At 68.9% G+C, this 18,494-nt stretch carries 16 protein-coding genes and 1 pseudogene; 7 read left to right on the top strand and 10 right to left on the bottom strand.

Features of this window, described 5'->3' with window-relative positions; genetic code table 11:
- The first annotated feature begins 83 nt into the window (after positions 1 to 83).
- Complete coding sequence (locus tag M3330_RS21355) at positions 84 to 1,079, top strand: iron-siderophore ABC transporter substrate-binding protein (protein ID WP_071935166.1); 996 nt, start codon at positions 84 to 86, stop codon at positions 1,077 to 1,079.
- 37 nt (positions 1,080 to 1,116) lie between these two features.
- Here M3330_RS21355 and M3330_RS21350 read toward each other — a convergent pair.
- The 6 genes and pseudogenes from M3330_RS21350 to M3330_RS21325 form a co-directional block, all read right to left on the bottom strand.
- Positions 1,117 to 1,864, bottom strand: a pseudogene (locus tag M3330_RS21350) (succinate dehydrogenase/fumarate reductase iron-sulfur subunit).
- 1 nt (position 1,865) lies between these two features.
- Entirely contained in the window at positions 1,866 to 3,782 is a 1,917-nt protein-coding gene (locus tag M3330_RS21345; protein WP_071935168.1) for a fumarate reductase/succinate dehydrogenase flavoprotein subunit, read from the bottom strand.
- Between the two features lie 45 nt (positions 3,783 to 3,827).
- Positions 3,828 to 4,664, bottom strand: a complete 837-nt coding sequence (locus tag M3330_RS21340) for a hypothetical protein (RefSeq protein ID WP_071935169.1) — start codon at positions 4,662 to 4,664, stop codon at positions 3,828 to 3,830.
- Positions 4,661 to 4,948, bottom strand: a complete 288-nt coding sequence (locus M3330_RS21335; protein WP_024101240.1) for a hypothetical protein — start codon at positions 4,946 to 4,948, stop codon at positions 4,661 to 4,663. The genes M3330_RS21340 and M3330_RS21335 overlap by 4 nt, the downstream gene beginning before the upstream one ends.
- 104 nt (positions 4,949 to 5,052) lie before the next feature.
- Positions 5,053 to 5,766: a dethiobiotin synthase gene (bioD, locus tag M3330_RS21330; protein ID WP_255026246.1), complete on the bottom strand. Its 714-nt coding sequence runs from the start codon at positions 5,764 to 5,766 to the stop codon at positions 5,053 to 5,055.
- Positions 5,763 to 6,902, bottom strand: coding sequence for an 8-amino-7-oxononanoate synthase (locus M3330_RS21325; RefSeq protein ID WP_071935171.1), 1,140 nt, complete (start codon positions 6,900 to 6,902; stop codon positions 5,763 to 5,765). Before M3330_RS21325 ends, bioD begins: the two co-directional genes overlap by 4 nt.
- Positions 6,903 to 7,001: 99 nt before the next feature.
- On the opposite strand from M3330_RS21325, the gene M3330_RS21320 reads away from it, so the two are divergent.
- Positions 7,002 to 7,511 (top strand): alpha/beta fold hydrolase, encoded by a 510-nt coding sequence (locus M3330_RS21320; protein WP_071935172.1) that lies wholly within the window; start codon positions 7,002 to 7,004, stop codon positions 7,509 to 7,511.
- A gap of 9 nt (positions 7,512 to 7,520) precedes the next feature.
- On the opposite strand, the gene M3330_RS21315 is transcribed toward M3330_RS21320, so the two are convergent.
- Positions 7,521 to 8,810 carry an adenosylmethionine--8-amino-7-oxononanoate transaminase gene (locus tag M3330_RS21315; RefSeq protein WP_071935173.1) on the bottom strand — a complete coding sequence of 430 codons (1,290 nt, stop codon included), beginning with the start codon at positions 8,808 to 8,810 and terminating at the stop codon, positions 7,521 to 7,523.
- Positions 8,811 to 8,959: 149 nt separating this feature from the next.
- On the opposite strand from M3330_RS21315, the gene M3330_RS21310 reads away from it, so the two are divergent.
- The 3 genes from M3330_RS21310 (at position 8,960) to treY (ending at position 15,794) form a co-directional block, all read left to right on the top strand.
- Positions 8,960 to 11,050: an acyltransferase family protein gene (locus tag M3330_RS21310; RefSeq protein ID WP_255026245.1), complete on the top strand. Its 2,091-nt coding sequence runs from the start codon at positions 8,960 to 8,962 to the stop codon at positions 11,048 to 11,050.
- A gap of 47 nt (positions 11,051 to 11,097) precedes the next feature.
- Positions 11,098 to 13,404, top strand: coding sequence for a glycogen debranching protein GlgX (glgX, locus tag M3330_RS21305; protein ID WP_255026244.1), 2,307 nt, complete (start codon positions 11,098 to 11,100; stop codon positions 13,402 to 13,404).
- Between the two features lie 83 nt (positions 13,405 to 13,487).
- The gene (gene treY / locus M3330_RS21300) at positions 13,488 to 15,794 is read left to right on the top strand and encodes a malto-oligosyltrehalose synthase (protein WP_255028973.1); all 2,307 of its coding nucleotides are present in this window, start codon (positions 13,488 to 13,490) and stop codon (positions 15,792 to 15,794) included.
- On the opposite strand, the gene M3330_RS21295 is transcribed toward treY, so the two are convergent.
- Together M3330_RS21295 and M3330_RS21290 are read right to left on the bottom strand one after the other, a co-directional pair.
- Positions 15,791 to 16,303, bottom strand: a complete 513-nt coding sequence (locus M3330_RS21295) for a DUF2029 domain-containing protein (RefSeq protein ID WP_006554110.1) — start codon at positions 16,301 to 16,303, stop codon at positions 15,791 to 15,793. The genes treY and M3330_RS21295 overlap by 4 nt on opposite strands.
- An 8-nt stretch (positions 16,304 to 16,311) precedes the next feature.
- Positions 16,312 to 16,521, bottom strand: coding sequence for a helix-turn-helix transcriptional regulator (locus M3330_RS21290; protein ID WP_071935177.1), 210 nt, complete (start codon positions 16,519 to 16,521; stop codon positions 16,312 to 16,314).
- Between the two features lie 365 nt (positions 16,522 to 16,886).
- Here M3330_RS21290 and M3330_RS21285 point away from each other — a divergent pair, with 365 nt between their 5' ends.
- Positions 16,887 to 17,351 (top strand): hypothetical protein, encoded by a 465-nt coding sequence (locus M3330_RS21285; RefSeq protein WP_255026243.1) that lies wholly within the window; start codon positions 16,887 to 16,889, stop codon positions 17,349 to 17,351.
- A gap of 117 nt (positions 17,352 to 17,468) precedes the next feature.
- Here M3330_RS21285 and M3330_RS21280 read toward each other — a convergent pair whose 3' ends face one another.
- Complete coding sequence (locus M3330_RS21280) at positions 17,469 to 17,954, bottom strand: TIGR00725 family protein (protein ID WP_006554113.1); 486 nt, start codon at positions 17,952 to 17,954, stop codon at positions 17,469 to 17,471.
- A gap of 122 nt (positions 17,955 to 18,076) precedes the next feature.
- Between M3330_RS21280 and M3330_RS21275 the strand changes: the two genes are divergently transcribed.
- A complete protein-coding gene (locus tag M3330_RS21275) occupies positions 18,077 to 18,490 on the top strand; it encodes a YchJ family protein (RefSeq protein WP_033097615.1) in 414 nt (137 codons plus the stop codon).
- Positions 18,491 to 18,494 lie beyond the last annotated feature (4 nt).

Genomic DNA, 18,494 nt, shown 5'->3' with positions numbered 1-18,494 from the left:
CGGTTTCCGGCGGGTTTTCACCTTCGGTCACCCCGCCGGGTTAGGATCGCCTCACTTGTTGTTCGACAGACTCGAGGCCCGTCATGACACGCCGATCCGCTGCGTTGCTCCGTTCCGCCGCTCTGTTCACGGCCACCGCGATCGCGCTGACCGCGTGTGGATCGTCCGACACGGAGTCCGACTCCGGTTCGGCACCGGCCGACGGCGCCTTCCCCGTCACGGTCGACACGAAGTTCGGGGAGGTCACCATCGAGTCCGCCCCCGAACGCGTCGCGGCTCTGGGCTGGGGCGACGCCGAAACTGCACTGGCACTCGGCGTTCAGCCGGTGGCGGCGAGCGACTGGCTCGCCTTCGGCGGCGACGGCGTGGGGCCGTGGGCGCAGGGGCTGTACGACTCGCCGCCGGAGCTCATCGGCACGATCGAGCCGTCCTTCGAGATGCTCGCGGCGCAGGAGCCCGATCTGATCCTCGACACCAAGAGTTCCGGTGAACCGGCCCGCTACGAGACGCTGTCGGGGATCGCCCCGACCGTCGCCGGCCCGGAAGGCAGCGACGCCTACCTCACGTCGCTCGACGACCAGGTGACCACCGTGGCAGCGGCGCTCGGTGTCCCGGACAAGGGTGCCGAACTGCTGTCGCAGATCGATGCGGACTTCGAACAGGCCGCCGCCGACAATCCCGAGTTCGCGGGCAAGACCGTCACCGTCGCCTCCTACACGTCGGAGGGGTGGGGCGCCTACGTCGTCGGCGACTCGCGCGTCGACTTCATGACCGAGCTCGGCTTCGTGAACAATCCGCAGGTGCAGGCCGCGGCGACGGACGATTTCTTCATCACCGTCTCCGACGAGAACCTGGACATGCTCGACTCCGACCTGCTGATCGTGCTGCCGATCTACGTGCCGGCCGCCGAGGTGACCGACAATCCGGTCTTCCAGCAGATCCCGGCGGTGCGCGACGGCCGGTTCCTCGTGCTCGACAGCGATTCCGACATCTCCGCGGCGTTCTCGACGAACTCGGTGCTGTCGGTGCCGTTCGCGCTCGACGAGCTGGTTCCGCTGGTCGCCGAACGCGTGAACTGAGCCGGTCCCTGCGTCCGGCCCGGTCCCTGCTCCCTGCTCAGCGCCGGAACAGCTTGTTGCCGAGCCACACGATCGGGTCGTAGCGGCGGCCGGCGACGCGTTCCTTCATCGGGATCAGCGCGTTGTCGGTGATGTGGATGTTCTCCGGGCACACCTCGGTGCAGCACTTGGTGATGTTGCACATACCCAGGCCGTGCTCGTCCTGCGCGACGTCGCGCCGGTCGGCGACGTCGAGCGGGTGCATCTCGAGTTCCGCGATGCGCATGAGATAGCGGGGACCGGCGAAGACCTCCTTGTTCTCCTCGTGGTCGCGCACCACATGGCAGACGTTCTGGCACAGATAGCATTCGATGCACTTGCGGAACTCCTGGGAGCGCTGCACGTCGACCTGCTGCATCCGGTACCCCCCCCGGCGCCAGATCAGGAGGCGGCGCGAAAGCCGGTATCTCGCGTGCCTTGCGGTAGTTGAACGAGACATCGGTGACGAGATCTCGGATGATCGGGAAGGTGCGCATCGGGGTCACGGTGATCGTCGCGTCGGGATCGAACAGCGACATGCGGGTCATGCACGTCAGGCGCGGGCGACCGTCGACTTCCGCCGAACACGATCCGCACTTGCCCGCCTTGCAGTTCCAGCGCACGGCGAGATCCGGTGCCTGGGTGGCCTGCAGACGGTGCAGGATGTCGAGGACGACCTCCCCTTCGTTGACCTCGACGGTGTAGTCCCGCAGTTCCCCGCCGTCGGCGTCGCCCCGCCAGATCCTGAACGCCGCCTGGTATCCCATCTCAACCCCTCCGTCCGGGATGATCCGCGAGTTCCTCGTCGGTGTAGTACTTCCCGAGTTCGTCGATGTCGAACAGCTCCAGCAGGTCGGGACGCATCGGTTGCTGCCGTTCGGCGGTGACCGTCACGTCGGGGACGAACGGGTCGCCGCCGTCCAGGCGACAGGCGAGCAGAGTGCGACGCCATTCGGAGTCCATCGACGGGTGGTCGTCGCGGGTATGTCCCCCGCGGCTCTCGGTGCGCTGCAACGCGGCCCGCGCGACGCACTCGCACACGAGGAGCATGTTCCGCAGGTCCAGGGCGAGATGCCAGCCCGGGTTGAACTGGCGGTGGCCCTCCACCGCGACGTTGCGGATCCGTGTGCGCAGGGTGTCGAGTTCGCGCAGGGCACGTTCGATCTCGTCCGCGCGCCGGATGATGCCCACGAGATCCTGCATGACCTGCTGCAGGTCGGTGTGCAGGGTGTACGGGTTCTCGGCGCGATCGGTGTCGGCCGGATCGAAGGGCGAGAGCGCCGCACGGGCGGCGGCGTCGATGTCGGCGTCGCCGACGATCGGCCGCGAGGTGAGGCTCTGCACGTAGTCGGCGGCGCCGAGACCTGCCCGGCGACCGAAGACCAGCAGATCGGACAGCGAATTCCCGCCCAGCCGGTTCGATCCGTGCATGCCACCGGAACATTCCCCGGCGGCGAACAGCCCCGGGACTGCCGCAGCGGCGGTGTCGGGGTCGACCTCGATGCCGCCCATCACGTAGTGGCAGGTCGGGCCGACCTCCATGGCCTCGGCGGTGATGTCGACGTCGGCGAGTTCCTTGAACTGGTGATGCATCGACGGCAGGCGGCGCATGATCTCGTCGGCCGGCATCCGCGAGGCGATGTCGAGGAAGACTCCGCCGTGCGGAGTCCCCCGGCCGTCCTTGACCTCGGAGTTGATGGCGCGGGCGACCTCGTCGCGCGGGAGCAGGTCGGGCGTGCGGCGATTGTTCTCCTGGTCCTCGTACCAGCGGTCGGCCTCTTCCTCGGTCTCCGCGTACTGGCCTTTGAACACCGGCGGGATATAGGAGAACATGAACCGCTCCCCCTCGGAGTTCTTCAGCACTCCGCCGTCGCCTCGCACACCCTCGGTGACGAGGATGCCCTTCACGCTCGGCGGCCAGATCATCCCTGTCGGGTGGAACTGGACGAACTCCATGTTGATCAGGGTGGCGCCGGCACGCAGGGCGAGGGCGTGACCGTCGCCCGTGTACTCCCACGAGTTCGACGTGACCTTCCACGACTTGCCGATACCACCGGTGGCGATGACGACCGCGGGCGCCTCGAACAACACGAAACGCCCGGTCTCGCGCCAGTATCCGAACGCACCGGCGATGCGTCCCTCGTCGTCCTTCAGCAATTCGGTGATGGTGCATTCGGCGAGGACCCGCACCCGGGCCTCGTAGTCGCCGTGCTCGGCGTGGTCCTCCTGCTGCAGCGACACGATCTTCTGCTGCATCGTGCGGATGAGTTCGAGTCCGGTGCGGTCGCCGACGTGGGCGAGTCGCGGATAGGTGTGGCCGCCGAAGTTGCGCTGGCTGATCCGTCCGTCGGGGGTGCGGTCGAACAGCGCTCCGTAGGTCTCCAGCTCCCACACGCGGTCGGGGGCCTCGCGGGCGTGCAGTTCGGCCATCCGCCAGTTGTTGAGGAACTTGCCGCCGCGCATCGTGTCCTGGAAGTGCACCTGCCAGGAGTCGCGGGGGTTGGCATTGCCCATCGCGGCGGCACATCCGCCCTCGGCCATCACGGTGTGGGCCTTGCCGAACAGCGACTTGCACACCACGGCGACGGAGAAGCCGCGTTGCCGCGTCTCGATCACCGCGCGTAGCCCGGCGCCGCCTGCTCCGATCACGACGACGTCGACCTTGTGCCGTTCGACATCCACCATCCGTGTTCCCCCTCCTCCGGTGCGGCCGGTGTCGTGCCGTGCGCGTCAGCCGATGAACCGCAGATCGGCGATGGTGTCGCTCGCCACGAGCATGATGTAGAAGTCCGTGAGGATCAGGGTTGCCAGCGTGATCCACGCGAACTGCATGTGCCTGGTGTTGAGTTTCGTGACGAACGTCCAGATCCGGTAGCGCACGGGGTGTTTCGAGAAGTGCCGCAGCCGGCCTCCGGTGACGTGCCGGCAAGAGTGGCATGACAACGTGTAGCCCCAGAGCAGCACGACGTTGATCAGCAGGATCAGGTTGCCGAGTCCGATACCGAACCCGCTCGGACCGCGGAAGGACAGGACGACGTCGTAGGTGTTGATCAGCGACACCACGAAGCCGGCGTAGAAGAAGTAGCGGTGCGAGTTCTGCAGGATCAGCGGGAACCGCGTCTCCCCGGTGTAGTGCCGGTGCGGTTCGGCGACCGCACACGCGGGCGGCGACAACCAGAACGATCGGTAGTAGGCCTTGCGGTAGTAGTAGCAGGTCAGCCGGAAGCCGAGGAGGAACGGCAACGACAGGAAGGCGAGCGGGATCCACATCGGGAGTTCGCCGACCCACGTGCCGAAATGGCGGGCGCCGTCCACGCAGGACGCGCTCACGCACGGCGAGTAGAACGGCGTGAGGTAGTGGTAGTCCTCGACGTAGTAGGCGCTGCGCACGAACGAACGGATCGTCGCATACACCACGAACACACCGAGACCGAGGACGGTGAGTGCGGGTGTCTGCCACCAGCGGTCGGTCCGCAGCGTCCGCGCGGTGATCCGTGCGCGGCCCTCGGATCGGACGCCGGTGGCCGGCTCACCGCGCGCCGCCGGCGTCGCCTCGGAGGTGCTCACCGCGAGCCGTGCAGCCCGCCGAGACCTTCGTCGTCCGTATCCGTTCCGCGGAACAACGAGTCGTCGTACGGCGTATCGGGAATCGGGATGCGTTGACCGAGGCTGTTGACGACCTCGCGCGGAGGATGTTCGGCGAAGTCGCGTATGTCGATGTCGAGACGTTCGACGTCGTTCGACAGCCTCTTCACCGGGGCTGCGTCCCCGTAGCGCGATCGTAGGGATCCGAGGCATTGGCGCAGGTGGGCGGCGGTGCGCTGAAGTTCCTGCAATTCGCTGATGGACATCCGTACCTCCGGGCCGAGCGGTCGACATGTCCCTTCCGTAGCGGGTATCGGCATGTCGCGCCGGCCGACACGATGGGAACAGGCCAGTTGCAATGTGGCATCCATCACAGTAAAGCGGAAGATCCGCCCGCACGCCGTTTCGTCGGGAGCGGCAGATCCGACCACCGAGAGGCACGGGTGGCGAAGACGCGGGCGTCGAGGGCGCCGCTGCCGGCCGGGATCCTGCCCACGACGGGGACGCCTGTGACGTCGGGGAGGTCGTCGAGGTTGCACCGCTCCGCCAGATCCGGTGCAGTAGGCCAGGATCCGATGATCACTCCCGGACACTCCACCCCTGAAGAGCGGAGCGCGGCCACGGTGAGCGCGGTGTGGTTGAGCGTGCCCAGTCCCGCGGCGGCGACGATCACCGCCGGCGCTCCGAGCGCGGCCGCGACGTCAGCGAGGGTGAAACCGCCCGCGCCGAGCCGTACGAGCAGACCTCCCGCCCCCTCGACCAGGGTGAGGTCGTACTCGGTGTCGAGAATCCGGACGGTGTCGACGATCTCCTCGAGGGTGAGCATCGGGCGTCCGCTGCGCCGCGCGGCGGTATCCGGTGCGAGCGGATCGGGATACCGCGCGAGTTCGACGAGCCGGACACGGTCCCCGGCCAGTCGCCGGATCTCCTGCAGGTCGCCCGGCCCGTCGTCCGTCACGCCCGTCTGGGCGGGTTTGCACACCGCGACCCGCAGTCCCGCGGCCACGGCGTTCGCGGCGAGTGCCGCGGTCGCGACGGTCTTGCCCACATCGGTCGACGTGCCGGTGACGACGAGGATGCTCACGCCCGGGCGCCCGCGAGGACGTCGGTGAGCACCTCGTCGACGAGGGCGCGTTCGTCGTCGGTGAGGTTCGCGCGTGCCGTCAGGCGCAGCCGCGAGGTACCGGCCGGAACCGAGGGTGGCCGGAAGCAGCCGACGTGCACGCCGCGGTCGCGGCACCGCGCCGCGGCGTCGGCGGCAACGTGCGGGTCGCCGAGGATCACCGACACCACGGCGGACAGCGGCGCCTCGACGCCCGTGAGACGAGCCAGGTGCGCGGCCTGCTCGAGCACGGCAGCGGCACGGGCGGGTTCGGTGCGCAGCACCTTCAGCGCACCCCGGGCGGCACCGACGGCGGCCGGGGCGAGTCCGGTGTCGAAGATGAAGGTGCGCGCGGTGTCCACGAGATGTTCCCGCACACGCCCGTCGGCGAGGACGGCTCCGCCCTGGGAGGCAAGGGATTTCGACAGCGTCGCGGTGACGACCACATCGGGCTCGCCGGCGAGGCCCACTTCGTGGACGAGTCCGCGGCCCCCCGCGCCGCGGACTCCCACTCCGTGGGCCTCGTCGACGAGGAGCAACGCGCCGTGCGCTCGGCAGACGCGATGCAGTGCCCGCAGCGGCGCAAGGTCGCCGTCGGTGCTGAACACCGAGTCGGTCAGGACGAGCGCGCGGGCCTCGGTGCGGGTCGCGAGGGCGTGCACGACTGCATCGACGTCGTTGTGCGGGGTGACGACGATCCTCGAGCGGGACAGCCGGCACGCATCGACGAGCGAGGCGTGACCGCCGGCGTCGGAGACGATCAGTGCGTCCTTGCCACCGAGGGCGGCGACGGCACCGAGGTTCGCGGCGTATCCGCTCGAGAACACCAGGCCGCTGTCGGCCCCGACGAAGTCGGCGAGTTCGCGTTCGAGGAGTTCGTGTTCGGCGGTGGTGCCGGTGACCAGCCGCGATCCGGTGGCGCCGGCTCCCCACCGCCGCAGGGCAGCGGTCGCTCCCGCGAGGACCTCGGGATGGCGGGTCAGGCCGAGATAGTCGTTGGAGGCGAGGTCGACGACGGTCGAGCCGGGGGTTCGGACGACGGGGTCGCGGTGCAGGCCCGCTGCGCGTCGCGCCGCTGCGGTGTCGTCGAGCCACGCCAGGGCGGGATGTGCGGTCATGAGCGGTGACCATACTTGAACACCGTTCAAGTCGTCACGTCGGTCGGCTCGGGTCGTAGGCTCGGACGGTTCGGCAGACCCCGACGAACGGCATGGGAGGTGGTCGTCCACATCGAATCCCGGGACGGAACGACGATCGGATTCCGCAAGCTCGGGCAGGGTCCGGGTCTCGTCGTCGTGCACAGCAGCATCGCGACCGGGGACGAATGGTCGCGTATGGCATCCGCCCTGGCGGACCGCTTCACCGTCCATCTCGTGGACCGGCGCGGGCGCGGCCTCAGCGGCGACGCCGACGCGTACTCGATCGACACCGAGATCGCCGACATCGCCGCGGTCCTCGACGCCGCCGGACCGGACGCCTCGCTCGTCGGGCACTCCTACATCGACGGTCACGGGCCGGACGTCACGAGGTACGCCTCGGTCACGACCCCGACCCTCTTCCTGCAGGGCTCGCGGACCGCACAGCACCACCTCGTGGCCACCGAAGCCCTGCGCGTCATGCCCGACACCCGGCTGGTCGAGTTCGCGGGGCACGAGTACTTCGCGCAGGTCACCACCCCGACGCCGGTGGCCGACGCGATCGCGGGGTTCCTCACCGCCGTCCGCTGACCCCTTCGGTCACCGAGCATTCGCGCTGACGGCGGCGATCATCCCCGAGGTGATCGCCGCGAGATCGTCGGCCGAGCAGATGTAGGGCGGCATCGCGTAGACGAGATTGCGGAACGGCCGCAGCCACACCCCGGCCGCCACGGCGGCGTCGGTCGTCGCGCGCATGTCCACCGGATCGGTGAGTTCGATCACGCCGATGCCTCCGAGGACGCGGACGTCCGCGACCCCCGGCAACTCGCGTGCCGGCGCGAGTCCCTCCGTCAGTCCCGCGTTCACCGCCGCCACCTCGGCCCGCCAGTCGCGGGAGAGCAGCAGTTCGACCGCCGCGACGGCGACGGCGCACGCGAGCGGGTTGCCCATGAAGGTCGGGCCGTGCATCACACCGCCACCCTCCCCCGCGCTGATCGCTTCGGCGACGGCCCGCGTGCACAATGTCGCTGCGAGGGTCATGTATCCGCCGGTGAGTGCCTTGCCCACGCACATCACGTCCGGGCTCACTTGCGCGTGGTCGGCGGCGAAGAGTTCGCCTGTGCGCCCGAAACCGGTCGCGATCTCGTCGAAGATCAGTACCAGTCCGTGCTCGTCGCACATCCTGCGCAGCTCGCGCAGATACCGCGGGTCGTGGAAGCGCATGCCGCCGGCGCCCTGGACGACCGGCTCGACCACGATCGCGGCGAGCTCGTCGACGTGCTCGAGCAGGACCGCCTCGAAGTGCGCGACGTAGTCGGGATCGAAACGGGCCGGCGGGGCGGGGGCGAAGACCTGCCGCGCGAGCATGTCGGTCCACAGTGCGTGCATGCCGCCCTCCGGATCGCACACGCTCATCGGGGCGAAGGTGTCGCCGTGGTAGCCGCCGCGCCAGGTGAGCAGGCGACGCCGTCCCGGTCTGCCGACGGCACGCTGGTACTGCACCGCCATCTTCACGGCCACCTCCACCGACACCGAGCCCGAGTCGGCGAGGAAGACGGTGTCGAGACCGGCGGGGGTGATGTCGACGAGCAGTTCCGCGAGCCGCGCGGCGGGCTCGTGGGTGAGGCCGCCGAACATCACGTGGCTCATCCGGTCGAGCTGATCGCGGACGGCCGCGTCGAGGACGGGATGCCCGTATCCGTGCACCGCGGCCCACCACGAACTCATGCCGTCGACCAGCTCACGACCGTCGGCGAGGACGATCCGGGTACCGTGGGCACGGTCGACCACCAACGATTCGGTGGTCGCCGGAAACGCGCCGTAGGGGTGCCAGAGGTGCCGAGCGTCGAGGGTGCGGATCCGCTCGACCGGGAGAGGAGAGTTGCCCACGCCCAGACTGTAGGCGGTTGGAGGTCGCCGCCCGCAGCCGCGTAGTCTGCCCGAGTTGCCGTGAACGACGCTCACGGCAATCGGCCGGTGCGTTCGTCGCCCGGTTCGCAGCACAGCCGAACACGTAAGACACCGGGGGTATCCGTCACATGTCCGTCCACACCTCGGGACCGGAACTCGAGAGTGGCGCGCGGACAGCAGGCAGGCGCCCCGCGCGTCGTGCCGACATCGACGGATTGCGCGGTCTCGCGATCGCGCTCGTGGTGATCTTCCACGTCTGGTTCGGTCGCGTCTCCGGTGGTGTCGACGTCTTCCTGGCGCTCTCCGGCTTCTTCTTCGTGGGCACGCTCCTGAGGACCGCCGACTCCTCGGCCCCGCTCGATCCGCGTCCCGTCCTGCGGCGGATCGGCCGGCGTCTGCTGCCTCCGCTCGTCGTCGTGCTCACCGCTGTCGCGGCCGCCACGGTGGTGCTGCGGCCGTTCACGCAGTGGCTCGAGGTGGCCGACCAGACCGGGGCGTCGCTGCTGTTCTTCCAGAACTGGTATCTCGCCCGCACGGCGAGCGACTATCTGGCCGCGGATCCGATGGTCAGCCCGCTCCAGCATCTGTGGTCGATCGCCGTGCAGGGCCAGTTCTACATCGCGGCGCTCGTGGTGGTGTTCGGCTTCGCGTGGCTGTTGCGGCGGATGTCGGTGCCGGTCCGCCTGCCCCTGACGGTGCTGCTGGCCGCCCTCACCGCGGCGTCGCTGGCGTACGCGGTGCTCGCCGACCGGCCGCAGTCGTGGCTGTACTACGACAGCGCCGCCCGTGCCTGGGAGCTGACTCTCGGCGGACTGCTGATGTGCCTGTCGCCGTGGCTGCGGGTTCCGCGCGCGCTGCGGATCGTGCTCGGTGCGCTCGGACTCGCGGTGCTGCTCGCGTGCGGCTTCGTCCTCGACGGCAACTCCCTCTTCCCCGGGCTGTGGGCGCTCGTCCCCGTCGGTGCGGCCATGGCGCTCGTCGTCGCGGGTATCCGCTCCGGCTCCGGCTCCGGCTCCGAGCACGACACGCCGTCGGCGCGACTGCTGGCATCCGCGCCCATGGTGCGCCTCGGGGCGATCGCCTACGCGCTGTACCTGTGGCACTGGCCGATCCTCATCGGTTACCTGATCGTGCTCGGGCACCCGTCGGTCGGCCTGGTGGGCGGGCTCGTCGTGATCGCCCTGTCGCTGCTGCTCGCCGAGGCGTCGACCCGGTGGTTCGAGGACCCCATCCGCCGCGTCGAACCCCCTCGGCCGTCCCGCACCGCGCTCGTGGGTCTCGTGACGGTCCTGGCCGTCACCCTCGTCGGGGCCGCGAACCTCTGGCACACCCACGTCGACCGTTCGACGGAGGCCCTCGAGGGCGTCGCCGCCCTGCCGACGGAGCTGTACCCCGGCGCTGCGGTGTTCGATCCCGCCGTCTCCACCGAGCCGCAACCGGTGCAACCGCCGCTGCTCGTCGCCCATCGCGACCTGCCTCCCGCGACGCTCGACAACTGCATCGCCCAGCACACCAATCGCGCACCGTTGACCTGTACCTACGGCGACCCGCTCGCGACCCGCCGCATGGTGATCGTCGGGGGGTCGCACTCAGAGCATTGGCTCGCCGCGCTCGACGCGCTCGGCATCGAACACGGTTTCCGCCTCGACACCTATCTCAAGGTCGGGTGCCCGCTCTCCGATCCCCTCGCCCCGCTCGTCGAGGAGTCCCCGACGGTCGAGTGCGACACATGGTCGACCGCCGTGCTCGCCGAACTGCGCGCGGATCCGCCCGACTACGTGTTCACCACGTCGACGCGCACCAAGGACCAAGGCGAAGGGCCGGGCGACTTCGTTCCGTTCTGGTACGTCGATCTGTGGGAGACGCTCGCCGACTACGGCATCCCGGTGGTGGCGATCCGCGACAACCCGTGGCTGTTCCGCGGCGATCTCGCCTATCGGGCCGCCGACTGCCTTGCGGGGGGCGGCACCGCGGAGACGTGCGGGGTGCCGCGCGAGGAGGCGCTGGACCCGATCGACCCAGCCGTCGCCGCATCCGCGCACCTGCCCACCGTGTCGCTGCTCGACCTGTCCGACAAGTTCTGCCGGCAGGATCTGTGCCGGGCGGTGGAGGGAAATATCCTCATCTATCGTGACGAGAACCACCTCACCACGACCTACGTCCGGACGCTGACGCCCGAGCTCGGCCGACAACTCGGTCCCGCCACCGGCTGGTGGTGACGCGCTCACCCGGTGCCGGGACCGCCGGAAGACTACTGTTGGCGGGCATGGAGACCACCGAAGCGAGCGCCCGCGACGAGATGCCCGAGCCCCTGGAAGTGTGGCCGGGATCCCCCTATCCCCTCGGCGCGACCTACGACGGGGCGGGCACGAACTTTGCACTGTTCTCCGAGATCGCCGAGAAGGTCGAGCTGTGCCTGATCTCCCGTGACGGGACCGAGACCCGCATCCCGCTCGAGGAGGTGGACGGTTACGTCTGGCACGCCTACCTTCCGACGGTCTCCCCCGGCCAGCGTTACGGCTACCGCGTGCACGGTCCGTTCGATCCGGAGAACGGTCACCGGTGCGATCCGAGCAAGCTGCTCCTCGACCCGTACGGGAAGGCGTTCGACGGGTCGTTCGACGGCGACCCGTCGCTGTTCTCGTACCCGCTGCCCGGTGCCGAGCCCGTGGCCGACAGCGCCTCGGACGAGAGCACGGACGACACCGAGGACACCGACACCGGCGACGCCGAGGACACCGACACCGGCGACGCCGTGTCCACCGACGACGCCGAGCCCGAGGCGATCGCGACGGGGCAGACCTCGGACGCCGCCGCGGAGCTTCCCGGCCTGGATTCGCTGGGCCACACCATGACGACCGTGGTGATCAACCCGTTCTTCGATTGGGCGACGGATCGTCATCCCCGCCGCCCCTACAACGAGACGGTCATCTACGAGGCCCACGTCAAAGGCATGACGGCCACGCATCCGGACGTCCCCGAACACATGCGGGGCACCTACGCCGGTCTCGCGCACCCGGCGATCATCGACCATCTCCTCGATCTCGGCGTCACCGCGATCGAACTGATGCCCGTGCACCAGTTCATGCACGACCAGGTGCTGCTCGACCAGGGGCTGCGGAACTACTGGGGGTACAACACCTTCGGGTTCTTCGCGCCGCACGCCGAGTACTCGTCGTCGACCAAGCCGAGCGCCGTGGTCGCCGAGTTCAAGGCGATGGTGCGGGCCTTCCACGAGGCGGGCATCGAGGTGATCCTCGACGTGGTCTACAACCACACCGCCGAGGGGAACCATCTCGGTCCCACCATCTGCTTCCGCGGCATCGACAACGCCGCCTACTACCGCCTCGTCGACGACGACAAGGCCTACTACATGGACTACACGGGAACGGGCAACAGCCTCAACGCCCGTCACCCGCACACCCTGCAGCTGATCATGGACTCGCTGCGCTACTGGGTGACCGAGATGCACGTCGACGGCTTCCGGTTCGATCTCGCGTCGACCCTGGCGCGCGAGCTGCACGACGTCGACCGGCTGTCGGCCTTCTTCGATCTCGTCCAGCAGGATCCGGTGGTCTCGCAGGTCAAGCTCATCGCCGAGCCGTGGGATATCGGTGAGGGCGGTTACCAGGTGGGCAACTTCCCCGGTCAGTGGACGGAGTGGAACGGCAAGTACCGCGACACGGTCCGCGACTACTGGCGCGGCGAACCGGCCACCCTCGGCGAGTTCGCGTCGCGCCTGACCGGCTCGTCGGATCTGTACGAGGACACCGGCCGCCGTCCCGGCGCGTCGGTCAACTTCGTCACCGCCCACGACGGGTTCACCCTCGCGGATCTGGTGTCGTACAACGAGAAACACAATGATGCCAACGGCGAGGGCAATCGCGACGGTGAGTCGCACAACCGGTCGTGGAACTGCGGTGTGGAAGGCCCCACGGACGATCCCGAGGTCCTCGCGCTGCGCGGGCGCCAGCAGCGCAACATGCTCGCGACGCTGATCCTGTCGCAGGGCACGCCGATGCTCGCCCACGGCGACGAGTTCGGTCGCACCCAGCAGGGCAACAACAACGTGTACTGCCAGGACAACGAACTCTCGTGGGTGGACTGGTCGCTCGCCGAGTCCAACGCCGACCTGGTCGCGTTCACCCGCAACGTGATCGCGCTGCGCACCGACCACCCTGTCTTCCGGCGTCGCAGGTTCTTCGAGGGCCGACCCATCCGCAGCGGTGATCAGTCCCGCGACATCGCGTGGCTCACACCGGCCGGCGACGAGATGATGCCAGAGGACTGGGACAGCGGTTTCGGCAAGTCGCTCGCGGTCTTCCTCAACGGCGAGGGCATCCCCGAACCCGATCAGCGGGGGCAGCGCGTCGTCGACGACTCGTTCCTGATGTGCTTCAACGCCCATCACGAACCGATCGAGTTCGTCACCCCCGACGGCCCGCACGCCGAGGAATGGACGGTCGCGCTCGACACCGACGTTCCCGACGGTCTGCGCGAGGAGACGGTCGTCGCCGGTAAGCCGGTCCGGGTGCAGGCACGCTCGGTTCTGGTGCTCCGGAAGACCCGGTGACCCCCGGCGATACGGAGTCGGCAGGTGTGAACGGCGCCGGCGCGGGGAATACTGCGCCGGTGTTGTCCACCTACCGACTCCAGATGCGCGGCGACGAGTGCACCTTCGCCGACGCCGTCGCCCTGCTCGACTACCTCGACGCCCTGGGTGTCTCGCACGTCTACCTCTCCCCCGTCCTCAGCGCGACGATCGGGTCCACCCACGGATACGACGTGGTCGATCCCGGCACGGTCTCCGAGTCGCTCGGGGGACGCGAGGGTCTGGAACGGTTGTCGCGGGAGGCACGCGCACGGGGCATGGGGCTGGTCGTCGACATCGTCCCCAACCATGTCGGGGTGGCCGACCCACGTCAGAACGCGTGGTGGTGGGACGTCCTGAAGCACGGCTCCGGATCGCGCTACGCGTCGTTCTTCGATCTCGACCTCGCTGGTGACAACGGTGTGGACGGTCGGATCGCTCTGCCGGTGCTCGGATCGGACGACGCGGTGCAGGAGCTGACCGTCGACCGCTCCGGCGACGAGCCGATGCTCGCCTACTACGACAAGCGATTCCCGATCGCTCCCGGGACCGACGAGGGCACCGGTGAGGAGGTCCACGCGCGGCAGGCCTACCGGCTCGTGGCGTGGAACTCGGGGTTGATCGGATACCGCCGCTTCTTCACCGTCGACGATCTCGCCGCGGTGCGGGTGGAGGATCCCGCGGTGTTCGACGCGACGCACGAGCAGGTCGCCTCGTGGATCGCCGACGATCTGGTCGACGGGATCCGCGTCGACCATCCGGACGGTCTCGCCGATCCGTCCGGTTATCTCGCGCGCTTGCGCGAGGTGATCGGCCCCGAGCGGTGGCTCGTGATCGAGAAGATCCTCGGCGATGCCGAACCGCTGGATGCGACGCTGCCGGTGGACGGCACCACCGGCTACGACGCACTCGGCGAACTGTCGACGGTGTTCGTCGATCCGTCCGGCGAGTCGGAGCTGAACGCCCTGTCGCGCAGGTTCACCGGCGCCGAAGGCGACGCGCCGTGGCTGCACGCCCGCGAACACGACCTCAAACGATCGGTGCTCGGCAGCGGGCTCGCCCCGGAGGTGCGCCGCCTCGTGCGGGCGATCCGACGCGAGACCGGCGACACCGGCTGCGATGACGCGTCCCTGCGCGAGGCCGTGATGGCCGTCGCCGCACAGCTTCCCGTCTACCGCGCCGACTACGCGCCGCTCGCGACCCTGGTGCCGCGTATCGTCGGCGACCTCGCGCGGACGCAACCCGCGCTCGATCCTGCGCTCGCGGTGTTCGCCCGGGCGATGGCCCTCGGCGGTGAGGCCGCGTCCCGCTTCGGCCAGGTGTGCGGTGCCGCGACGGCCAAGGCGGTCGAGGACTGCCTGTTCTATCGGGCGGCGCGGCTGATCTCGCTGCAGGAGGTGGGCGGGCAACCCGGCCGTTTCTCGGCCACCCCGGCCGAGTTCCACCTCGCGTGGACCCAGCGGGCACGGCACTGGCCGCGGGCGATGACCACCCTGTCGACCCACGACACCAAACGCAGCGAGGACGTCCGGGCGCGGATCGGTGTGCTCTCGCAGGTCGCCGACGTGTGGTCCCGTCGGCTCGGGCAGTGGAACGAGTCGGCGCCCGCACCGGATCCGGCGATCGGACTGTTCCTGTGGCAGACCCTGTTCGGAGTCTGGCCGCTCGACGGAGTGGTGACCGACGAGCTGCGCGAACGGGTACATGCGTACGCGCAGAAGGCGCTGCGCGAGAACGGAACCCGCACCACGTGGACCGAGGTCGACGAGGAATTCGAGACCGCGGTGGGCAACTGGCTGGACGCGGTGATCGACGGACCGGTCGCGGGTGAGCTCACCGCTTTCGTGACCGAGATCGAACCGCACGTCGCGGCCGTCTCGTGCGGCCAGAAACTGTTGCAACTGCTCGGCCCCGGCGTCCCCGACGTCTATCAGGGCACCGAACTGTGGGACGACTCGCTCGTCGATCCGGACAACCGGCGGCCGGTGGAGTTCGACGTCCGACGGCGGCTGCTCGACGCCCCTGATTCGGCGCCGGCGAAGTTCACGATCGTGCGCACCGCGCTCCGGTTGCGCCGCGAACGACCCGCGAGCTTCGTCGGCGGGGCGTACGTTCCGGTCCTCGCCACCGGCCCGGCCGCCGAGCACCTGCTCGCGTTCGGCCGCGGTCCGGCGCCGGACGACCTCGATGTCCTCGCGGTGGCCTCCCGCCGCACCGTGGCGCTGTCGCGTTCGGGGTGGAAGGACACGACCGTCGACCTGCCGGACGGCGACTGGTCGGATGCCCTGACCGGACGCTCCTTCACCGGTCGGGTGCGGGTCGCCGGTCTGCTCGACTCCCAGCCGGTCGCAGCACTCGTCCGCGCGCGTTAGTCCTCGAGCGCGTCGAGCGCTTCCTCCGCGTCGAGCCGGCGCTGGGTGCGTCGCCGACTCCAGGCGAGAACCAGTCCTGCGAGGACGATGACGACCGCCGCGCCGACGACCCGCCCCGCCCAGGTCGCGGCGTCGTTCTCGAAAGGATGGCTCTCGTAACGCAGGCGGAGGAAGATGCCGGCGACGCCGACGAGATAGAGCGCGGCGGCGGCGGCACTGCGGGGTCGCCACAGTTTCGCGGTGGCGTACAGGTCGACGTCGCGTTGGCGCGCGTACAACTGGGTCACGATCGACACGACGAACCAGGCCACGAGGATGCCCAGTGCCGTCCACGCCCCGGGCCGGCCGGCGAGCCACGGGAGCAGCGCCGCCGCCACCAGCGCGATCCACAGGGACAACTGGAATCCCACCGCCGATGCTTCGTTCCAGACGTCTCGCTGACGTTCGTCGCGGTAGAATTCGTCGTCCAGATCGCCGATGAAGCGCGCGGTTTTCACGAAGACCGTCATGAGGGCTCCTAGATGGTGAGCGGGAACAGTTCCTCGACCGTGCTGTCGAGTCTGAGGGCGAGACGCAGGGCGAGGTACACGCTGGGCGCGTAGTCACCCTTCTCCGTCGAGACGATGCTCTGTCTGCTGACGCCGACCGCGTCGCCGAGCGCGGCCTGGGTGAGTCCCGCTTTCTTGCGGAATTCGCGGACCCGGTTGCTCCTCGGTGTGTCGGTCACACCAAAAGTAAACTCTGCTTGTCATTTCATGTCAAGCATTCTTGTCATTCTCGATCGTCGAACCGCTCCGGCACACCCGTCGAGCTGGACATGCGATCACCCCTCGACGTAGTCGATCAGGAAATAGAGAATTACATTCTCGCGGTCGAAGGTTCCGACACCGCTCCGGCCTTCGGCGAATCATGCCACAATGCCGGGATTTCCGAGCAGGATCCGATCCCGACGAGGGGTGGATTCGGGATCGTCACTTACGGAATCCACCCGATACGCAGCAGTCCTTGATTTATGTTCTCTAATACGGAAATCTAGTTCTCATCGCGAGCGCCGTCGCCGACAGGACTTTGCGCAGTCAGGGAGAGGATTCGATGAAGACCGAAGACATGGTGATGATCAGCATCGACGACCACGTCGTCAACCAGTCCCGGACCGGCACCAGCTTCCTGCCGGCCGGCATGAGCCCGACGGACGTGTGGCGCAAGAACTTCCTCGCCTGCTACATCACTGAACCGAGCGGACTGAACAACCGTCGCCGGCTCAGCGTCGACACCATCGCGTGGGAATGCGACTACCCGCACTCCGACTCGACGTGGCCGAACTCCCCCGAGATGCTCGAGGAGGAACTCGACGCGTGCGAGTGCACCGACGAGGAGATCGACAAGATCACCTTCGCCAACGCCGCGAAGTTCTTCGACTGGGATCCCTTCGAGCACATCCCGCGTGAGGAGGCCACCGTCGGCGCCCTGCGCGCCCGCGCCACCGACGTCGACATCAGCGAGACGTCCAAGGAGGAGTACCGCCGCCGTTACGAGCTCACCAACTCCGGCTCGTAGATTCCTGCTCCACAGGAGCCCACAACAGACGATGCCCGCCGATCCGGATCGGCGGGCATCGTCGCGTCTACGGTGTCGTGCCTACTGCGTCGTGCCCACTGCGTCGTCACGGTCGGCTCACATCGGGTCCTTGCGCCACAACAGTGCGTGCAGGCACTCGACGGCCTCGGCGGGCGATTCGACATCGAGCACTCCGGCGGCGGGCATCCGCCAACCGCCGATCGCGATGACCGGAACACCGATGCGGACCGCGAGCGCGATCTCGCTCATGGTGCCCCAGCTTCCACCCACCGCGATCAACGCGTCGCTGCTGCGCACGAGCAGCGCGTTGCGCATCTCTCCGAGGCCCGTGGGAACGGCCACCGTCAGATAGGGATTGCCCTCGGCACGGTCGTCTCCGGGCAGCAGGCCGAGGGTCGTCCCACCGGCTTCCACAGCGCCACGGCAGGCTGCCGCCATCACCCCACCGAGACCGCCGGTGACCACGACGGCCCGGCGTCCGGCGAGGAGTCCCCCGACCTGGCGGGCGAGGCGTCGCTGTTCGGGCGTGGCTTCACCCGGCCCCACGACCCCGACATAGCGCTGCGCATTCATGTCCGGCATTCTGCATCACGGAGCGCTCCGGAGCGCGCGGTCCGAGAACATCATTCACGCCCGGCATCGTCCGCTCCCGCTCTGACCGCCCCGAGGCCGGGCGATCGAGCCCATCGGGGGAGACTGTGGCCATGAGCAGAGCCGACCGCAGCACCGACACCCGCCCGGATTCCCCGTGCCCGTGCGGTCGCGGCGTTCCCCTGTCCGAATGCTGCGGGCCGCTGCTGGCCGGTGCGAGCGCGCCCACCGCCGAACGGCTGATGCGTTCGCGGTACACGGCATTCGCGACGCGCGATGCGGCGCACCTGCTGCGCACCTGGCACCCGTCCACACGTCCGCGCTCGATCGAGTTCGACCCCGGTCAGCGCTGGACCGGGCTCGAGGTCCTGCACATCACCGGAGGCGGATTCCTGCATACGACCGGCACGGTGGACTTCCGCGCGCACTGGACGGCGGACGGGGTGCCCGACTCGATGCGCGAGCACAGCCGGTTCGTGCGGGAGGACGGCGAGTGGCTCTACCTCGACGACTGCGGCGACGACTGAACCG

This window comes from Rhodococcus sp. GA1 (genome assembly GCF_024321955.1).
Taxonomy (GTDB): Bacteria; Actinomycetota; Actinomycetes; order Mycobacteriales; family Mycobacteriaceae; genus Rhodococcus; species Rhodococcus pyridinivorans.
This window is presented reverse-complemented; position numbering and strand designations above follow the sequence as displayed.